Raw genomic sequence first — 17,056 nt, forward strand, 5'->3', positions numbered from 1 at the left:
CGCTGTGCTGCTGGCGGTGAAGATGGTCCTCTCCACTTCGTGCTTGGCACGAGCACCTTCGAGCCGCGAGGTCTCCTGCCATGCAGCGGTGCGGTCGTCATCGGCGCGGTGCGCCCGAGCTCGCTCGAGCCGTACCCACGTGGGGACGACGCTGACCTGCAGGGCGCCGAGCAGATCCTCGCTCGGCACCTCGTCCCGAAGCAACCGGGGACGCGCACTCGTGGGATCGTCGGTGCCAGACACGGGCCGGTCAGGTGGAACAGCCCCGCTCTCCTCGGATCCAGGATCCGGCGCACGACGGGCTGGTGCAGGGTCGCCGACGACCACGCGGTATCCCGGGGGAAGAGCCACCAGGGGCTCCGCGATGTCCACGACGAGCACCTCGATGCTCTCCTGATGTCTGCGGGCGAGCTCACGCGCCGTGCTCAGTGACGGGCGTGACGGGGTCGCCCAGGAGGCCCAGAAGAGCAGGACCAGTGCGTCCTGGCGATCGGACCCAGGTGGTGATGACACTGTCATGGCTGTTCTTCTGTATTGCTGTGCACGATTGCGGGGTCATCGGACTGTCGTTGCCGAGACCGGTAGATGGTCGGGGCAGGACTTGACGCCGCGCGGCGGCGGGGAGAGCGAACGATCGGAGCCGAGGCCGGAAGACGTCGGCCCGGGACGCGCGAACGATCGACGGCGGGAGCTGACTTCCCGCGGTCCGGGAGCTGACTTCCCGCGGTCCGGGAGCTGACTTCCCGCGTCCGGGACCTGACTCCCCGCGGTGCGGGCCGCGGAGGTGGTCCGTGCGGACCACCTCCCGCCCGAGGTCAGGCCTGCGCCGCCGCTGCGGCGGTGTCGGCGAGCCAGCGCTCGGCATCCAGCGCCGCCTGGCACCCGGAACCGGCCGCCGTGATCGCCTGGCGGTAGGTGTGGTCCACGACGTCGCCGCACGCGAACACGCCCTCGACGCTCGTGCGGGTCGAACGGCCCTGGCACACGATGTAGCCCTGCTCGTCGAGCTCGAGCTTGCCCGCGAACAGGCCCGAGCGCGGTAGATGCCCGATCGCCTCGAACACGGCATCGGTGCGGATCTCCCGCTCCTCGCCCGTGACGGTGTCGCGCACGGTCAGAGAGGTGACGGCCTCCTCGCCGCTGATCCGCACCGGCTGCGCGTTCCACGCGAACTCGAGCTTCGGGTCGGCCTCGGCGCGGGCGGCCATGATCTTCGAGGCCCGCAGCTGGTCGCGACGGTGCGCCAGGGTGACCGAGCGCCCGTAGCGGGTCAGGAACGTGGCCTCCTCGACGGCGCTGTCGCCGCCGCCGACCACCACGATGTCCTTGTCCTTGAAGAAGAAGCCGTCGCACGTCGCGCACCAGGAGACACCACGGCCGGAGAACTCCTTCTCGCCCTCGATGCCGAGCTCGCGGTAGGCGGAGCCGGTCGCGATGATCAGGGCCTTCGCGCGGTAGACCGTGCCGTCCTCGAGCGTCACCGTCTTCACGGGGCCCTCCAGAGAGACCTCCACCGCGTCCTCGAACAGCACCTCGGCGCCGAAGCGCTCGGCCTGCTCCTGCATCGTGGCCATGAGCTCGGGGCCCATCACGCCCTTGGCGAAGCCGGGGAAGTTCTCCACCTCGGTGGTGGTCATGAGCGCGCCGCCGGCATCCAGCGACCCGGCGATCACGATCGGCTCCATCTCCGCGCGGGCCGCGTAGATCGCCGCCGTGTACCCGGCGGGGCCGGAGCCGATGATGACGACCTCGTGCACGCGATCGGCCTCGGGGCGGGGCTGATCGCCAGCGCCCACGGCATCGGCGGACGCGGAGGAGCTCGCGCCGACGAGGCCGGGCAGGACGGTGACGGGCTGGACGGGATCGGTCATGACGGGGTCCTTCCGGATCGGGTGCGCGGACGGGGTCCGCGCGGCAGATGATGCGCCAGGTGGCGGGGCAGGTGGACGGGTGGGCGGTTCTGAACGGAGGGTCGACGGGCGAGCGATGGTATCGGGGCTGAAGGGCGGGACCGGCGGGCGGGGGTGGAGGGCAGGAAGCGGGACGACGGGGGTCGCCGGTGGCGGTCGGTGACGGCAGTTGGCGAGGGGTCAGGCCGGGGACGATGGCTTCAGCATGGTCGACCCGTTCCACAGGAGAGCATCTTGCGCCTGCCCGGTGCCGCAGCTCGGGCGGACCACGGCCACCTCGACCGCTCCTCCCTCCTGCTGCAGATCGTTCGGGGTGATGTCGCTGTGCACGATCACCCATGACAGTGTCGTCTCGGGCCCCCAGACCGCCTGCTCGAGGATCAGGACGGGCTGGGTGATGCCCTGCTGCTCGACGCACCGGTGGAGGTCGAAGTCCGCCGCCGACTCGATGTAGCCGGTGTCGTACAGCGTCTGGACCTCCGGGCCCAGCGACTCCTCCGTGAGAACGGGGACCCCGGGCGGAATGTTCCCGCTCATGCCGTCTTCGAGCGCTGCGTCACCCGGTGAGGCGCCGCGCGTGGTCAGCACGAGGGCGTAGGAGAGCAGCAGCCCGATGGTCGCGGCGATCGCGAGGCCCGCGGCGAGCAGCGGGACGGGGAGCCCGAGGATCTGCGGGGCGGCCTGCGTCCGCTCCTCGAGGGCCGATCCGGCCCGTCGCAGTCGTGCGGCCCCCGCGGAGAGTCCGCGACCGCCGTGGCGCAGGACGCGGCGCGCGCCCGCTGCTCCACGGGCCAGGACCGGCGCGCTCGCCGCCAGGCCCCGTCGTGCGAGATCTCGGCCCGTGCGGGCTCCCTGCGATATGCCGGACGCGGTGCGGCGGCTCCCGCGGGCGACCGCGCCGTCCGCTTCCCGAGCACCGCGGCCCAGGACGGCCCCGGCCCGACGGCTCCCGCGGCCGACGGAGGCACCGGCCGTGCGCGATGACTCCCCGATGCGGTCGCGCAGGGGACCTGCCGCGTCGGAGGCGCGCCGCGCGGTCCGGCGCGAGGCCGCACCCAGGGCGCGGCCGCCGATCAGCGCGCGTCGCCACGCGGCGGTCGTGCGCATGCGGGCGAGACGGCCGTGCACCACGAGAGTGCGCCGCAGCGCCTTTCCCCGGGGCGTCGGCTCCTGCTGCGCCTCGCGTGGGCTCATTCGACGCGGATCTCCGCGATCTGCGCGCGGTTGCCCTTGGAGTCGGTCGGCGCCTGCGGGATCCACAGCATCAGCTTCTGGGTCGTCAACGGGGCTCCCGGCGCGAGGCGCACCTCGCCGTCGCCGGCGAAGGCGCCCGAGGCGACGGGATCGCCCATCGAGCCGTCATCGTTGACCGTGCGCAGCTCGATCAGCCCGCCCTGGGACTCCTTGGTGGTCACGACCACGGCGTTCACGGTGGCCGGCGCCGCGAGATCGACGGTGATGCCGATGCCGGGCTTGATGTTCCCGAACGTCTCCGACCGGTAGATCTTCGAGCGCCAGACGGTGCCCGGGTCCCCGTCGTTCATGCGGCCGGCGTCCTCGGGGTGGTCCGGCTTGCCGTCGTCGACCTCGGTCACGGACGCGATGACGGGCGGGGCGGCCGGCTGCGACGACTCAGCGGGCGCGGGGGCGGCCGCCGCCGACTGCTCAGGGGCCGGGGTGGTGGCCGCCGCAGCGGCCGAGCTCGAGGGGGTGGCGCTCGGCGCGGTGGCCGGGTCGCGGAGGGCGGCCGTGATCGAGCTGAACGCGAGCACGAGGGCGATGATCACGAGGACGACGCCGCCGATCAGGATCCACAGCGCCTGGCGCGACCGGTCCTGCCCGTCCTGGGGGCCGAGCACGTACGTGCGATCGGAGTCGCGGTCCATCGCCACCCCCACCACGTCGCGCAGATAGGCCGCCGGGGTCGCGCTCCAGGCGTCGGCCTCCTCCTCGACCGGGGCGATCGGTCGGGAGCGGCCGGGCACGATGATCGGGCCGTCCTCGGGCGAGCGATCGCCGGCCGCACCGACGATCACGGGGCTGACGGCGGCTGCGAGCGGCGCGTCGCCCGTCTCCTCGTCCTCCACCTCCGGGGTGCTGCCCGAGGAGTCGGCGGATCGATCGGCGGAGGGCAGGGCGGGATCGTCGTCCTCCGCGTCCGGGGCCAGGCGCGACGGGGCGGGGACGACCGCGAGGGAGCCCGGGAACGCGGAGGCGCCGCGGTGCTCTGTCAGGTGGAGGTCCTGGACGAGTCCGCGGGCCTCGTGGGCGGCGGCCGCCTCGGCCTCGGCGCGGGCATCGGCCTCGGCCCGCTGAGAGGTCGCAGGGTCCGTGCCCTCCGCGGTCGCGGTGCCGTCGGCGGGTGCCGCCCCCGTCTGATCGGCGGCGGCAGAGCCTGACGCGTCCGCGCCGTGGGCAGCAGGGCTGCTGGTCGAGGGGGCTGCGCCCTCGACCACGGCGGCGGTATCGGTCTGCGCGGGATCTCGCTGTGCTGCATCTCCCGGTGCCGTCGTGCCCTGGGCTGTCGGGTCCTGCTCGGCGGCTCCCTGCGCGGCGGCGCGCTCCTCGGCGCGGGCCGCGAGGCGTTCCCGGCGGGCGGCCCGGCGCTCGGCGGCCTTCTCCCGCAGCGACAGGGCCCCCGCCGCGATCGCGGCGCCGAGGGCGCCGGTCCGCGCGGTCGTCGAGCCGTCGCTCGCCGCGGCAGCGGCGGCATCGGACGCGCTGGAGCCGGCGGCATCGTCTGAGGCGTCGCTGGACGTGCTCGGGGCGGTGCCCGCGTCGGGGGTGCTCGGCTCGACGGGAGGCTTAGGCGGATTCGCCTCGGCGGCGGCTGCGGTGCCCTGCTCGTCGCCGGCGGACTCGGGGGCGGCGACCGCACCGGCGGCGAGTCCGGCGCCCGCGGCCCCTGCGGCGAGTCCTGCGGCCGCGGCGCCGGTGCCGGGGCCGCCCGCATCGGTGCTTCCCGCGTCGGCGGCACCCGCGGACGAGGCGGTGGACGAGCGATCGGCCTCGGCGGCGGGCCCAGCGGCAGTCGACGTCGCGGCAGCCGACTCCTCAGCGGCGGGCTTAGCGGCGTCCTCGGTGGGGTCGTAGGCCTGCAGAGTGACCGGGATCGACTGCCACGGTCCCAGCTCATCGAGGAGCTCCCGCGTGGTCAGCGGAACATCGTCATGGCCGTTCAGCACGCGATCGCAGAGGTCGTCGAGGTCCTCCGGCACGCGGCGGGAGGCCAGCGCCGAGGGCCGGGGGAAGGACCCGTCGGCACCGGGTCGGGGCACGCGGCCCGTCAGCGCACGGAACAGCAGCGTGATCAGCGAGACGACGTCCTGCGCGGCGGCCTCATCGCCCGAGGGATCGGCCGTGCCGTGGGCTGCGGTCTCCACACCCACGCCCAGCACGCGGACGTCCCCGGAGCGGGTGTCGACGAAGACGCGGTTGGAATCGAGGTGCACGTGACGCAGACCGCGGCGGCGGGCGGCCTCGAGCCCGGTCGCGGCCTCCCCGATGATCGAGCGCGCGGTCTCCGGGCGCAGGGCGCCCTTGGACAGCAGCGCGGCCAGCGGCGGCGCGGGCGGGAACGGGTAGGACACGATCGTCAGCGGACCGTCGGCGGCATCCGCACCGGGATCCGTCGCGCCCGCGTCGGCGTCGTCGGAGGCGCCGGTCGATCCCTTGCCAGCAGGTCCCTCGGCGGTCGCAGCGCTGCGGGCGGGCGCGTCCTCCCCGAGGACCTCCACATCGAGCACCGGCAGCAGCCGCTCGTGCTCCACGAGCAGCGCGCGGCGGGCGGCATCGGCGGTCTCGAGAGCGGCCTCGCCCTCGACCAGCATCACGGCGGCGGGATCACCGCTGCGGGCGGCGCGGGCGCGATGCCAGGACGCTCCCTCGGCGCAGCCGGACAGCGGGATGGTGCCCTCGAGCGTCCAGCGGTCCGCCAGTGCGCCCTCGTGCGGTCGTCGGTTCACGCCTCGTCCTCCGGCTCGATGTCAGGGCCCCATGCTACGGAACAGCGGGCACCGCCCGCGCCGATCAGCACCGCGGTGCCCCCGTGGGCGATCCTCCGGCGAGGCCCGCTCATGCCCGCCGCCGGGAGACGCGCCGCAGCACCTGGTCCGCAAGAGAGCGCAGCTCCTGGACCCGCAGCAGCCAGGCCGTGGCCGCGAAGACGGCGGTCATGAGCACGCCGATCGCGCTGCAGATCACGAGGGCCGCCGGCCGCGAGGAGTACACGGCATCCTGCAGGAGCGCCATCAGGCCCAGGCCCGCGCCCAGGGACAGCGCGCCGGCGATCAGCAGCTTCACCATCACCTCGGCGTTCGTGCGCATGGTGGTGATCTCGGTGCCCGTCGCGCGGATCCGACGGTTCAGCAGCCAGACGCCGACCACCCAGCACAGCAGGTTGCCCAGCGCGCTCGCGGTCGTCGCCGCGGCTGCCGCCCAGCGCGGATCGACCAGCAGCAGGATCGGCGCGACCGCCACCAGCGAGGCGAGCGTGTTGGGGATCTGCATGAGGAACGGCGTGCGGCCGTCCTCGTAGGCGTAGAAGACGCGCTTGACCAGGTAGGTCGCCGCGAAGGGCACCAGCCCCAGCATGTAGCCGGCCAGCACCCAGCCGTTGGCGCGGGCGCCGACCGGGTCCGAGCCCAGGATGATCACCCACATGATCGGGCCCGCCAGGGCGATGAACACGACGGTCGCGAGCATCATCGGCACGGCCAGCAGGCGCGAGGTGCGGGCGTACTGGCGCAGCACCCCGTCGTGGTCGTGGTCGGCCGCGCTGCGGGAGATCCCCGGGAACGCCGCCGTCACCAGCGAGACCGTGATGATCCCCTGCGGGATCATGAAGGCGAGGTTCACCGAGTCGATCGTCCACAGGCCCGGGTACTGGCCGATCTCCGCGGTCCGCCCCTGCTCGTGCAGGCGCTGGACGGCGTCGGCGGCACCCGAGGTGGCCCAGCGCGTCGCGTAGATGCCCAGCTGGGAGACCCCCAGCATCGCCAGGGTCCACAGCCCGATGCGGGAGAGCTTGCCCAGCCCCAGGCCGCGGAAGCCCCAGCGGGGCCGCAGGTGCAGGCCCAGGCGGCGCACGTAGATCCACAGGAAGGCGACCTGCGCGGCGCTGCCGCCGACGTTGAAGGCCGCCAGTGCGAGGATCATCGGCGTCGTCCACACCCCGGGATCCCCGTTGGAGGTGCCCCAGACCGCCATGAACACGATCGCGCCGAGGATCCCGACCACGTTGTTGAGCACGGGCGCCCACTGGTAGGGCCCGAAGGACTCGTGCGCGTTCAGCAGCTGACCGGCCATGACGTACAGGGCCGAGAACATGATCTGCGGCATCATCCAGTAGCCCAGGGCGATCGCGAGCGAGAGCGTCGATCCGCCCAGGTCGCCGCTCGTGATGCGCACGAGCAGCGGGACCGCCGCGATGCAGACGGCGGTGAGCACCGCCGAGCACAGCACCACGAGCGTCATCAGGCGCGAGACGTAGTCCGAGCCGCGGTCCGCCTGCTTCGTCGCGCGGACGATCGCGGGCACCAGGATGGCGTTGAGGACGCCGCCGCCGATGAAGATCCAGATGGAGTTGGGCAGGAAGTTCGCCGCGCTCACGGCGCTCGAGACCGGCGAGGCGTTCACGACGATCAGCGACATGAGCCCGTTGCGCACGAAGCCGAGGATGCGCGAGACGATCGACCCCGAGGCCATGACGGCGCTCGCGCGCATCATCCGGCGCACCGGGGTCGCGGCGCGGGCGACGGGTGCCGCGGCCGTGGCGTCGGCGGACTCCGCGGAGGGGTCGGCCGGGTTCTGCTCGGTCATGCGGGGATCATCCGTTCGCGTCATCAGGGTCGTCGGGGGCTGGGTCGTCGCCGTCGGGGGCAGGGTCGTCGCCGTCGGGGGCAGGGTCGTCGGGATCGGGATCGTCGGGGCTGGCGTCGTCGGGCTCTGCGTCCTGCTCGCCCGGCGGCTCCTCGGGACGGGGCGCCGACAGGCCCGTGCGGGCCAGGGTCGACGGGTCCTCGGGGCCGCGCACCGCCGGCGCGCGCCGGTCGGACCCGTGGCGGCGGGCGCGCAGCACGCCGACCACCACGAGCAGGCCCATCCCGACCACGAGGATCATCGTGGTCCAGTTCTCCCACGACGGGTTCACGGTGAGGGACACCGTCTGCGGGGCGGTGATCGGCGTGCCGTCCGTGCCCGTCATGAGCACCGAGAGGTTCACCTGGCCGTTGGCGACCGCCTCCACGGGGACTGAGGCGGTGACGCGTCCGTGGGCGGGGATCTCCACCTCCGTCGAGGGGGACGGGAGGCGCACGAGGGGACGGTCCGCGGAGATCTCGAGGCGCGCGCGCACCGGGGTGTCCAGGTCGTTGGTCAGCGTGATCGGCACACTCGCGCCGGAGGCGACGAGGGTGTAGTTCGAGGCCGGGACCACTCTCACGCGCCCGTTGAAGGCATCCACTGCGCGCGAGGCCGCGCCCGTCCGCTGCAGGTGGCCCTCGGGGTCGCCGAGCCACCGCGTGGAGACGGCCGACAGTACCGTCAACACGGTGTCGTCCGCCGTCGTGGGGTCGACCATCGTCGACCGCATCGCCTCCAGGCGCAGGGCGTCATCCTGCACGCCCATCACGAGCACCGGGTCCAGCTTCCCCGCATCGACGGCCGCGTCCTGGTGCGCGACCCTCCCATCGATCCCGCGCACCGACGGCACGATGGCGTCGGCGGTCACCGTCCCCAGCGACAGCGGCGCCCCCGTCGTGTCCTGCGAGTCCTGGACGGCGGTGCCCGAGCTCGCCATGTCCAGCAGCTCCCCGGTGCGACCGGAGCGGATCCAGGGGGCCGAGCCCAGCGCATCGAGGGCCGATCCGGTCGCCGCGGCGTCCAGCTCGGCGTCCAGCGGCGGCGCGATGAGGAGATGGCGCGGCGCGGTCGTCGGCTCGGAGGCGATCACGGCGGTCTCGGCGAGGAGGCGCTGGGAGGTCTGCTCGGCGTCCGTGGTGCCGTCCAGCGAGGCCAGCTCGTCGGACAGCACCGGATCGGCGGCGAGCACGGGCGAGATGCCGGCCTCGGTCGCGACCTCGCCCGCGGACGACGGCGTGACCGTCGCCTCGAGGTCCTCCCGCAGGGACGCCGACGAGGTCAGGATGGTCGTCGCCCCGGACCGCTGCGCCTGCTCGATGCTCGCGGCGTCCGCCTGCGGGCCCGGGACCACGGCCACGGAACCGCTGGGGGCGAAGCCCGCCGCCTGCGTCGCCTCCTCGCTGCGGCTCTCCAGGATCCCGCGCAGCTCGGACGCCCCGGCGTCCTGGAGCGAGGGCATGTCCGCCTGCGCGTACGGCAGCGTCAGCACCGTGCGGTCGCCGACCGCACCGGCCAGCCGCTCCGCGAGCGCCGCGGCCCCGGGCGAGGCCGCGGGGCCCTGATCTGCGGGAACGGTGGGCTCGGCCGACGGGTCGTCGGCGGCGGACGGCTGGTCCTCTGCGGGCTCCGGGTCCTGGGCAGTCGGCGCCTCGGTCGTCTCGTGCACGGGCGGATCCAGCACGACGGGGTCCACGAGCCAGTCGACGTCCTCGCGCTGGGCGAGCTGGCCCAGTGACGCCAGGCGCCCCGTGGTGGTCGTCTCGTCGTACGCCGCGGGGTCGATCGCGGCGAGCCCGGGGTCATCAGGGGCGATCGGCAGCAGCACGGACTCGGTGATCGACCCGGATGCTCCGCTCGGGCGCCACACCACGAAGGTGCGCAGCGTCGAGACCGCGGTCCCGCCCGACTCGAGGGTGAGCGCGATCCGGCGGGCGCCCCACAGCTCCGGCGCGGTCGCGTACCCGAGGGAGTCGGCGGGGACCGCGATGGTCATCGTGCGGGTCTCGCCGGGGGCCAGGTCCGCGGCGCCGTCCGCCGAAGAGGCGACCGCGCGCCCGGCGCCCGGCGTCGTGTCCTGCTGCCAGGCCTCGAGCACGCTGCGGTCCGTGACGCGCGATGTGGGACCGGACAGGGTCAGGCGCGGGGAGGCGACGACGGAGCCGGAGGAGTTGGTGACGGCCACCTCGGCGGTGAGCGTGTCGCCCGGGACCAGGGCGGCCGGTCCGAGGGAGACGAGGTCCAGCCGCACGCCCTGGTCGTCCTGGGCGGGCGGCCGCGCGGGCGCGCTCTGCCCCGCGGGCTGGGGTGCGGCCGACGCCGGGGCCACGGGCGCGGCGATAGACTCACCGGGCGCGATCCTCAGGACGACCGTGCCCAGCACCGTGAGCGCGGCGACCAGGAGCGCCGCCGTCCGCGCGGCGCGCCCCGGACGCGGCCCGCGCGAGCGCGCGGTCGGTGGCGTGGACGGCATGGGGCCACTGTAGACGCGCCGCCCGCCCAGCCCACGCAGCGAGGAACGACCGTGACCGACTCCCCCCAGGACCTCCACATGAGGGAGGCCGACGACGAGGCCGCGCGCCGTCTCGACCTGGCCCGCTGCCGCGCCGCGACGATGTTCGCCGCCCTGCCCGCGGAGGTGCACGAGCTCGGAGAGATGTTCGAGGCCGACGGGCACGAGCTCGCCCTCGTCGGCGGCCCCGTGCGCGATGCCGTGCTCGGGCGCTCGAGCGCCGACCTCGACTTCACCACCTCCGCCCGGCCCGAGCAGACCGAGGCGATCCTGCGCCGCTGGAACGACGGCGGGGCCCTGTGGGACATGGGCCGCGAGTTCGGCACCCTCGGCGCCGTCCGTTCAGGGGTGAAGGTCGAGGTCACCACGTACCGCACCGAGTCCTATGACCCCACCAGCCGCAAGCCGGAGGTCGCCTTCGGGGACACCCTCGTCGGTGACCTCTCGCGCCGCGATTTCACGGTCAACGCGATGGCCGTGCGCCTGCCCTCCCTTGAGCTCGTCGACCCGTTCGACGGCCTCACCGACCTCGCCCGGCGTCTGCTGCGCACCCCCGTCGCCCCCGAGCAGTCGTTCTCCGACGACCCGCTGCGGATGATGCGCGCCGCGCGCTTCGTCTCCCAGCTCGGCTTCGCGATCGAGCCCGCGACCGCAGCGGCCGCGGCGGCGCTCGCCGAGCGGATCGCGATCGTGGCGTCCGAGCGGGTGCGCGATGAGCTGGTCAAGCTGCTCCTGGGCGACCATCCCCGCGCGGGCCTCGTGCAGCTCGTGGACCTGGGGCTGGCCGATCACGTGCTCCCCGAGCTGCCCGCGATGCGCCTCGAGCTCGACGAGCACCACCGCCACAAGGACGTCTATGAGCACTCGCTGACGGTGCTCGAGCAGGCGATCGACCTCGAGAGCCCCGCCGGCTCCGGCGGCCCGGTCGAGAGCCCCGATCTGGTGCTGCGCCTGGCTGCGCTGCTCCACGACATCGGCAAGCCCGCGACGCGCCGCTTCGAGCCCGGCGGCGTGGTCACGTTCCGCTTCCACGAGACCGTGGGCGCGAAGATGGCCGCCAAGCGCCTGCGCGCCCTCACGTTCGACAAGGACACGATCAAGCAGGTGGCGCGGCTCATCGAGCTGCACCTGCGCTTCCACGGCTACGCCGACACCGGGTGGACGGACTCGGCGGTGCGGCGCTACGTGACCGATGCCGGCCCTCTCCTGGAGCGTCTGCACCGCCTCACCCGCGCCGATGTCACCACCCGCAACCGCCGCAAGGCCCGGGCGCTCGCCGCCGCGTACGACGACCTCGAGGCGCGGATCGCCGAGCTCGCCGAGGCCGAGGAGATCGGCCGCATCCGCCCGGACCTCGACGGCAACGAGATCATGGCGCTGCTGGACATCCCGCCCGGCCGGGAGGTCGGCGAGGCCTACCGGCATCTGCTCGAGCTGCGGATGGAGCACGGGCCGCTCGGTCCGGAGCGCGCCGAGCAGGAGCTGCGCGCGTGGTGGGAGAGCAGGCAGGCCGACGCGGGCTGAGGGGAGCTCGTGCGCGTGATGTGTCCGAGGGGCGCGCTGTGGGCTGTGCCGCATCGGACGTGAGCGTCGTGTGAGAGTCGCCGCGCTCGGGTGTCGGGCTGCGGTGATCGGTGTCCATACTGGGTCCCACTGTGCCTCGCGACCGTGCGCGCGAACGGGGCGCCGCCGTCCAGGTGCCCGTCCGCGGGCCCCGCACCCCGCCCCCGATCCGGCCGCAGCCGGAGGACCAGGAGCACTCGTGAGCGACACGCCGCGTCCGTCGAAGCACACCTCCCGCACCCCTGCCCGTGGCAAGGGCGCGGGCGGGAAGAGCGCGGGCGGCACGGGGTCGGGCGCGAAGGGCTCCGGCATCCCCGACGCCCCGCGGAAGAAGGCCGCCTGGGTGGGCGGAGCGGGCGCCGGCGGCGCCCAGAGCGGTGCGAAGAACGGCGGTGCGAAGAAGAGCTCCGGCACCACGAAGGACGGCGCTGCGGCGAAGAACGGCGACCCCCTGACGAAGGGCGACGCCGGGGCGAAGAAGAGCTTCCCGGGCGCGAAGGGGGCTGCCGCGAAGGGCGCCGGGGCCAAGAGCTCCGGGACCAAGAGCTCCGGGGCCAGGGGCTCGTCGGGCACGCGCGCCGCCGCGACGCTCGGGGCCGTCTCCACCTCCGGGAAGAAGCTCGCCGGCGGCCGTGCGGCCAAGGGCGGCGCGAAGACCGGCGCCGCCGCGAAGTCCGGTGCCGCGTCGAAGACGGGGGCCGCCGCCGAGGATCGGCGCGCCGCGCGCACGAGCGCTGCCGCCGCCGCGGGCGGCAAGCGCGGCCGCCTCGCGTCGGCCCTGAACTACCCGCGCGCGGGACGGAAGAGCCCGTGGCGATGGATCCCCTCGCTGCGCCTGTTGCTGGGCGCCTTCGCGCTCATGGTCCTCGCCGGCGTCGGCATCACCGCCTGGATCTACGAGACCACGGACGTGCCCGCCCCCAGCGATATCGCCATCGCCCAGACCAGCCGCGTCTACTTCTCCGACGGCACGACGGAGATGGGCACGTTCTCCGAGATCAACCGCACGATCATCCCCTCGGACCAGATCCCCGACTCCGTGAAGGAATCGGTGGTGGCCTCCGAGGACTCGACGTTCTACGAGAACCGCGGCATCTCCCCGCGCGGCATCCTGCGCGCCCTCATCAACAACCTCTCCGGCGGTTCCCGCCAGGGCGGCTCCACCATCACACAGCAGTACGTGGAGCGCTACCACACCGGCACCAACACCTCCTATGTGGGCAAGGTGAAGGAGATGGTGATGGCGGTGAAGATCGATCAGGAGCTGTCGAAGGACGAGATCCTCTCGCGCTACCTCAACACCATCTACTTCGGGCGCGGCGCCTACGGCATCCAGGCCGCGGCGCAGGCGTACTACGGCAAGGACGCCAAGGACCTCACCGACGCCGAGGCCGCCGTGATCGTCGCGACCATCCCCGCCCCCACGGCCTACGACCCGGCGAACAACCACGACAAGGCCGTGCAGCTGTGGGACCGCGTGATCGAGCGGAGGGTCAACGTCACCAAGACCCTCACGCCCGCCGAGGCCGACGCCCTGCAGTACCCCGAGCCGATCGAGGGCCACAAGCTCAACAAGATGGGCGGCACTAACGGCTACCTCGTGCGCCAGGTCCAGAAGGAGCTGGTCAAGAACGGCATCTCCGAGGACGAGCTCAACCAGGGCGGCTTCACGATCGTCACCTCGGTGGACGTGGGCATCCAGGACAACACCGTCAAGGCGATCGACAACCTGCCCGACGACCGCCCCGAGAACAACCGCGTGGGCACCGTGACGATCGACCCGAACACGGGCGCGATCAAGGCGATGTACGGCGGGCCCGACTACGTCCAGCGCAGCTACAACGACGCCGTCGACTCCCACATGATGGCCGGCTCGATCTTCAAGACCTTCGCGCTGGTGGCCGCTCTCGATGACGGCTACTCGCTGAGCTCGACGTGGCCCGGCGACTCCCCGCGGACCTTCAAGGGCGGCTGGGAGGTCAATAACTTCAACGATGTCGACTACGGGTCCGTCACCCTGACCGAGGCCACCACCAACTCGGTCAACACCGCGTATGCGGCCCTGAACATCGACATGGGGCCCAAGAAGACCCGTGACATGGCCGTGAAGCTCGGCCTCCCCGAGGACACCCCGGGTCTGGGAGCCGAGCCCTCCAACGTGCTCGGCTCCGCGTCCCCGACCGTCATGAACATGGCCGGCGCCTACGCGACGCTCGCCGCCAAGGGCGTGCGCCACGAGCCCTACATCACCCAGACCGTGACTCGCTCCGACGGCTCCGTCCGCTACGAGCACCAGGACAAGTCCGAGCAGGTGATCGACGAGTCCGTCGCGATCAACGCGACCGTCGCCCTGCAGGGCCCGCCGTCGACCGGCTCGGCCCGCTACGTCGGCAAGAACATGAGCGGGCGCCCCGTGGCCGGCAAGACGGGCACCTCCCAGAGCGTGCGCTCGGCCTGGTTCGTGGGCTTCACCCCGCAGCTCGTGACGGCGGTGGGCATGTTCCAGCCGAGCGCCGACGGGAAGACGGAGGAGTCCCTCACGCCGTTCGGCGGGGAGGACATCATCACCGGCGGCACGTTCCCCACCGAGGTGTGGGTGGACATCATGAAGCCGTCGCTGCAGGGGCAGGAGAAGCTGAAGTTCTCCAAGGCGGTCGCGTCCAAGAAGAAGACGAAATCCGGGACCGAGAAGACCACCAAGAAGAGCACGAAGAAGGCCACCAAGAAGGCGACGACGAAGGCCCCGACGACCACGCAGGCGCCGGAGCCGACTCCGGAGCCGACTCCGGAGCCGACTCCGGAGCCGACCCCTGAGCCGACCCCCGAGCCGACCCCTGAGCCCACGACGGAGGCCCCGGCCCCGGAGCCGACGCAGGAGCAGCCAGCACCGGAGCAGCCGGCACCCGAGCAGCCAGCTCCCGAGCAGCCGACGCAGGAGCAGCCCGCGGCGACCGATCCCAACGCGCCGCAGGGCTAGCGGGCACGGGGCGTGCGCGCCCGCTGTGATCCCCGGCGCACGCTGATCGGGCACCTGGTGGGCCCGCGGTCGAGCCGATAGGGTGGGCCGGTCCGTGTCCGACGGGGCGCCCGCCCCGATCGCGCGGTACGCATGAACCCTCCTGCCACGGAGAGACCGTGGCCGCGAAGACCACAGGAGGTGGGTACTCGAACATGCGCAAGTACGAAATGGTCGTGATCCTCGACCCCTCGATCGACGAGCGGACCGTGGGCGGCACCTTCGAGAAGCTGGTGTCGGTCGTCCCCGCCGAGGGCGGCAGCATCGACAACGTCGATGTCTGGGGCAAGCGGAAGTTCGCCTACGAGATCGACAAGAAGCCCGAGGGCGTCTACGTCGTCGTCACCTTCACCGCGAAGCCGGAGACGGCCAAGGAGCTGGATCGTCAGCTCGGCCTGAACGAGTCCGTCCTCCGCACCAAGCTGATGCGGGCCGACGCCCGCTGATCCGCCGTGCACGCCCACGCCCTTCATGGACGATGCGGCAGGACTTCGATCCTGCTGACCATCGACATCGCTGAGCATCGGCACCGCTGGACCTGAACCCCCGAACGACTCGCACGAGGAGCACACCCATGGCCGGAGAGACCATCATCACCGTGGTCGGCAACCTCACCGCCGATCCCGAGCTGCGGTTCACGCAGTCCGGAGCGGCGGTCGCGTCGTTCACCGTCGCGTCCACCCCCCGCACGTTCGACCGCCAGGCGAACGAGTGGAAGGACGGCGAGGCCATGTTCCTGCGCTGCTCCATCTGGCGCGACGCCGCGGAGAACGTGGCGGAGTCGCTCGAGAAGGGCATGCGCGTGATCGTGCAGGGCCGCCTCAAGCAGCGCTCCTTCACGGACCGCGAGGGCAACAACCGCACCACCATCGAGCTGGACGTCGACGAGATCGGCCCCTCCCTGCGCTACGCGACGGCCAAGCCGCAGCGTCAGCAGCGCGGCGGGGGCGGCGGCTTCGGCGGCGGCAACCAGGGCGGTGGCGGCTTCGGCGGCGGCCAGCAGCAGGGCGGCGGCTTCAGCGGCCAGCCCCGCGGGGGCCAGGGCGGCGGCTTCAACGCCGGTCAGCAGGGCGGCGGCTTCGCCGGAGGCCAGGCCTCCGGCGGCGACGCCGATCCGTGGGCCGGCGGCGGCAACCAGGGGGGGTACGACGACCCGCCGTTCTGATCGGCTCGGGCTGCGAGCCCGATCCCGAGCAGGACGCGCGGACCGACCGATCCCGCACACGCAGCAGCCGCATCGCGGCTGACGCATCCGTCGGATCCCATCTCCGGCGCATCTGCCGGACGGACCCCGTCCGGCGCACATCATCCATACATCCATCCCGGGTGCATGCCCGGGCTCCCCTCACAGAAGGAGCACCACGATGGCCAAGCCTGTTCTTCGCAAGCCGAAGAAGAAGCTCAACCCGCTGAAGGCAGCGGGCGTCGAGACCGTCGACTACAAGGACGCGGCTCTGCTGCGCAAGTTCGTCTCCGACCGCGGCAAGATCCGCGCGCGTCGCGTCACCGGCGTGTCCGTGCAGGAGCAGCGCCAGATCGCGAAGGCCGTGAAGAACGCCCGCGAGATCGCGCTGCTGCCCTACTCGACCTCCGGTCGCTGATCAGGTCGGGAAAGGACGTCTCATGACCACCAAGCTCATCCTCACCAGCGAGGTCTCCGGCCTCGGCACCGCGGGCGACATCGTCGAGGTCAAGGACGGCTACGCGCGCAACTACCTGCTGCCGCGCAGCCTCGCCACCCCGTGGACCAAGGGCGGCCAGCGCCAGCTGGACCAGATCCGCTCGGCCCGCTCCAAGCGCTCCATCGAGTCGCTCGAGGAGGCCCAGGCCCTGCGCGATCTGCTGCAGTCCAAGCCCGTCGTCGTCTCCGAGCGCGCCGGTGAGAACGGCCGCCTCTTCGGCGCCGTCTCCACCAAGGACGTCGCCGAGGGCGTCAAGGCCGTCTTCGACAAGGACATCGACCGCCGCGCCGTCGAGTTCGCCGCCCCCGTGCGCGCGCTCGGCGAGCACAAGGCGACCGTGCGCCTGCACGAGGACGTCGTCGCGAACCTGCTGATCCAGGTCGTCGCGGCCAAGGGCTCCAAGGCCTGACAGCCGCTGTCCGGGTCTGCGCCCGGACGTCGCAGCCGCGAGCGCCCCGCACCGGATTCGGTGCGGGGCGCTCGTGCGTGCGGGGGGCGGGGGACGGCGAGACGC

Annotated in this window: 11 protein-coding genes; 6 read left to right on the plus strand and 5 right to left on the minus strand. The window is 73.0% G+C overall.

Annotated elements, in window-relative coordinates:
• Positions 1-815: 815 nt before the first annotated feature.
• From trxB to FM110_RS10160, 5 genes are all read right to left on the minus strand, one after another.
• Positions 816-1,871 (minus strand): thioredoxin-disulfide reductase, encoded by a 1,056-nt coding sequence (trxB, locus tag FM110_RS10140; RefSeq protein WP_087104640.1) that lies wholly within the window; start codon positions 1,869-1,871, stop codon positions 816-818.
• Positions 1,872-2,090: 219 nt separating this feature from the next.
• On the minus strand, positions 2,091-3,104 hold the full coding sequence (locus FM110_RS10145) for a hypothetical protein (protein ID WP_087104641.1): 1,014 nt from the start codon (positions 3,102-3,104) through the stop codon (positions 2,091-2,093).
• On the minus strand, positions 3,101-5,875 hold the full coding sequence (locus tag FM110_RS10150; RefSeq protein ID WP_087104642.1) for a protein kinase family protein: 2,775 nt from the start codon (positions 5,873-5,875) through the stop codon (positions 3,101-3,103). The genes FM110_RS10145 and FM110_RS10150 overlap by 4 nt, the downstream gene beginning before the upstream one ends.
• Positions 5,876-5,984: 109 nt before the next feature.
• Positions 5,985-7,730 carry a murein biosynthesis integral membrane protein MurJ gene (gene murJ, locus FM110_RS10155; protein WP_234992223.1) on the minus strand — a complete coding sequence of 582 codons (1,746 nt, stop codon included), beginning with the start codon at positions 7,728-7,730 and terminating at the stop codon, positions 5,985-5,987.
• A 7-nt stretch (positions 7,731-7,737) separates the two neighbouring features.
• Complete coding sequence (locus FM110_RS10160) at positions 7,738-10,242, minus strand: DUF6049 family protein (RefSeq protein ID WP_143276365.1); 2,505 nt, start codon at positions 10,240-10,242, stop codon at positions 7,738-7,740.
• A 78-nt stretch (positions 10,243-10,320) separates the two neighbouring features.
• Between FM110_RS10160 and FM110_RS10165 the strand changes: the two genes are divergently transcribed.
• The 6 genes from FM110_RS10165 (at position 10,321) to rplI (ending at position 16,951) form a co-directional block, all read left to right on the plus strand.
• Positions 10,321-11,805 carry a CCA tRNA nucleotidyltransferase gene (locus tag FM110_RS10165; RefSeq protein WP_159458042.1) on the plus strand — a complete coding sequence of 495 codons (1,485 nt, stop codon included), beginning with the start codon at positions 10,321-10,323 and terminating at the stop codon, positions 11,803-11,805.
• A 238-nt stretch (positions 11,806-12,043) separates the two neighbouring features.
• Entirely contained in the window at positions 12,044-14,821 is a 2,778-nt protein-coding gene (locus FM110_RS10170; RefSeq protein WP_268802199.1) for a transglycosylase domain-containing protein, read from the plus strand.
• A gap of 194 nt (positions 14,822-15,015) precedes the next feature.
• On the plus strand, positions 15,016-15,306 hold the full coding sequence (gene rpsF / locus FM110_RS10175; protein WP_087104645.1) for a 30S ribosomal protein S6: 291 nt from the start codon (positions 15,016-15,018) through the stop codon (positions 15,304-15,306).
• A gap of 128 nt (positions 15,307-15,434) precedes the next feature.
• The gene (locus FM110_RS10180; protein WP_087104646.1) at positions 15,435-16,025 is read left to right on the plus strand and encodes a single-stranded DNA-binding protein; all 591 of its coding nucleotides are present in this window, start codon (positions 15,435-15,437) and stop codon (positions 16,023-16,025) included.
• A gap of 199 nt (positions 16,026-16,224) precedes the next feature.
• A complete protein-coding gene (rpsR, locus tag FM110_RS10185) occupies positions 16,225-16,461 on the plus strand; it encodes a 30S ribosomal protein S18 (RefSeq protein ID WP_087104647.1) in 237 nt (78 codons plus the stop codon).
• A gap of 22 nt (positions 16,462-16,483) precedes the next feature.
• Positions 16,484-16,951 (plus strand): 50S ribosomal protein L9, encoded by a 468-nt coding sequence (gene rplI, locus FM110_RS10190; protein ID WP_087104648.1) that lies wholly within the window; start codon positions 16,484-16,486, stop codon positions 16,949-16,951.
• The last annotated feature ends 105 nt before the right edge of the window (positions 16,952-17,056 follow it).

The sequence above is a fragment of the Brachybacterium nesterenkovii genome (assembly GCF_900163655.1).
GTDB classification, from domain to species: Bacteria; Actinomycetota; Actinomycetes; order Actinomycetales; family Dermabacteraceae; genus Brachybacterium; species Brachybacterium nesterenkovii.

Excerpts from the sequence above, each read along its gene's own strand:
- FM110_RS10145 (WP_087104641.1), bottom strand. The coding sequence starts at position 3,104 with ATGAGCCCACGCGAGGCGCAGCAGGAGCCGACGCCCCGGGGAAAGGCG.
- rplI (WP_087104648.1), top strand. The coding sequence starts at position 16,484 with ATGACCACCAAGCTCATCCTCACCAGCGAGGTCTCCGGCCTCGGCACC.
- murJ (WP_234992223.1), bottom strand. The coding sequence starts at position 7,730 with ATGACCGAGCAGAACCCGGCCGACCCCTCCGCGGAGTCCGCCGACGCC.
- FM110_RS10180 (WP_087104646.1), top strand. The coding sequence starts at position 15,435 with ATGGCCGGAGAGACCATCATCACCGTGGTCGGCAACCTCACCGCCGAT.
- rpsF (WP_087104645.1), top strand. The coding sequence starts at position 15,016 with ATGCGCAAGTACGAAATGGTCGTGATCCTCGACCCCTCGATCGACGAG.
- FM110_RS10165 (WP_159458042.1), top strand. The coding sequence starts at position 10,321 with ATGAGGGAGGCCGACGACGAGGCCGCGCGCCGTCTCGACCTGGCCCGC.
- rpsR (WP_087104647.1), top strand. The coding sequence starts at position 16,225 with ATGGCCAAGCCTGTTCTTCGCAAGCCGAAGAAGAAGCTCAACCCGCTG.
- FM110_RS10160 (WP_143276365.1), bottom strand. The coding sequence starts at position 10,242 with ATGCCGTCCACGCCACCGACCGCGCGCTCGCGCGGGCCGCGTCCGGGG.
- trxB (WP_087104640.1), bottom strand. The coding sequence starts at position 1,871 with ATGACCGATCCCGTCCAGCCCGTCACCGTCCTGCCCGGCCTCGTCGGC.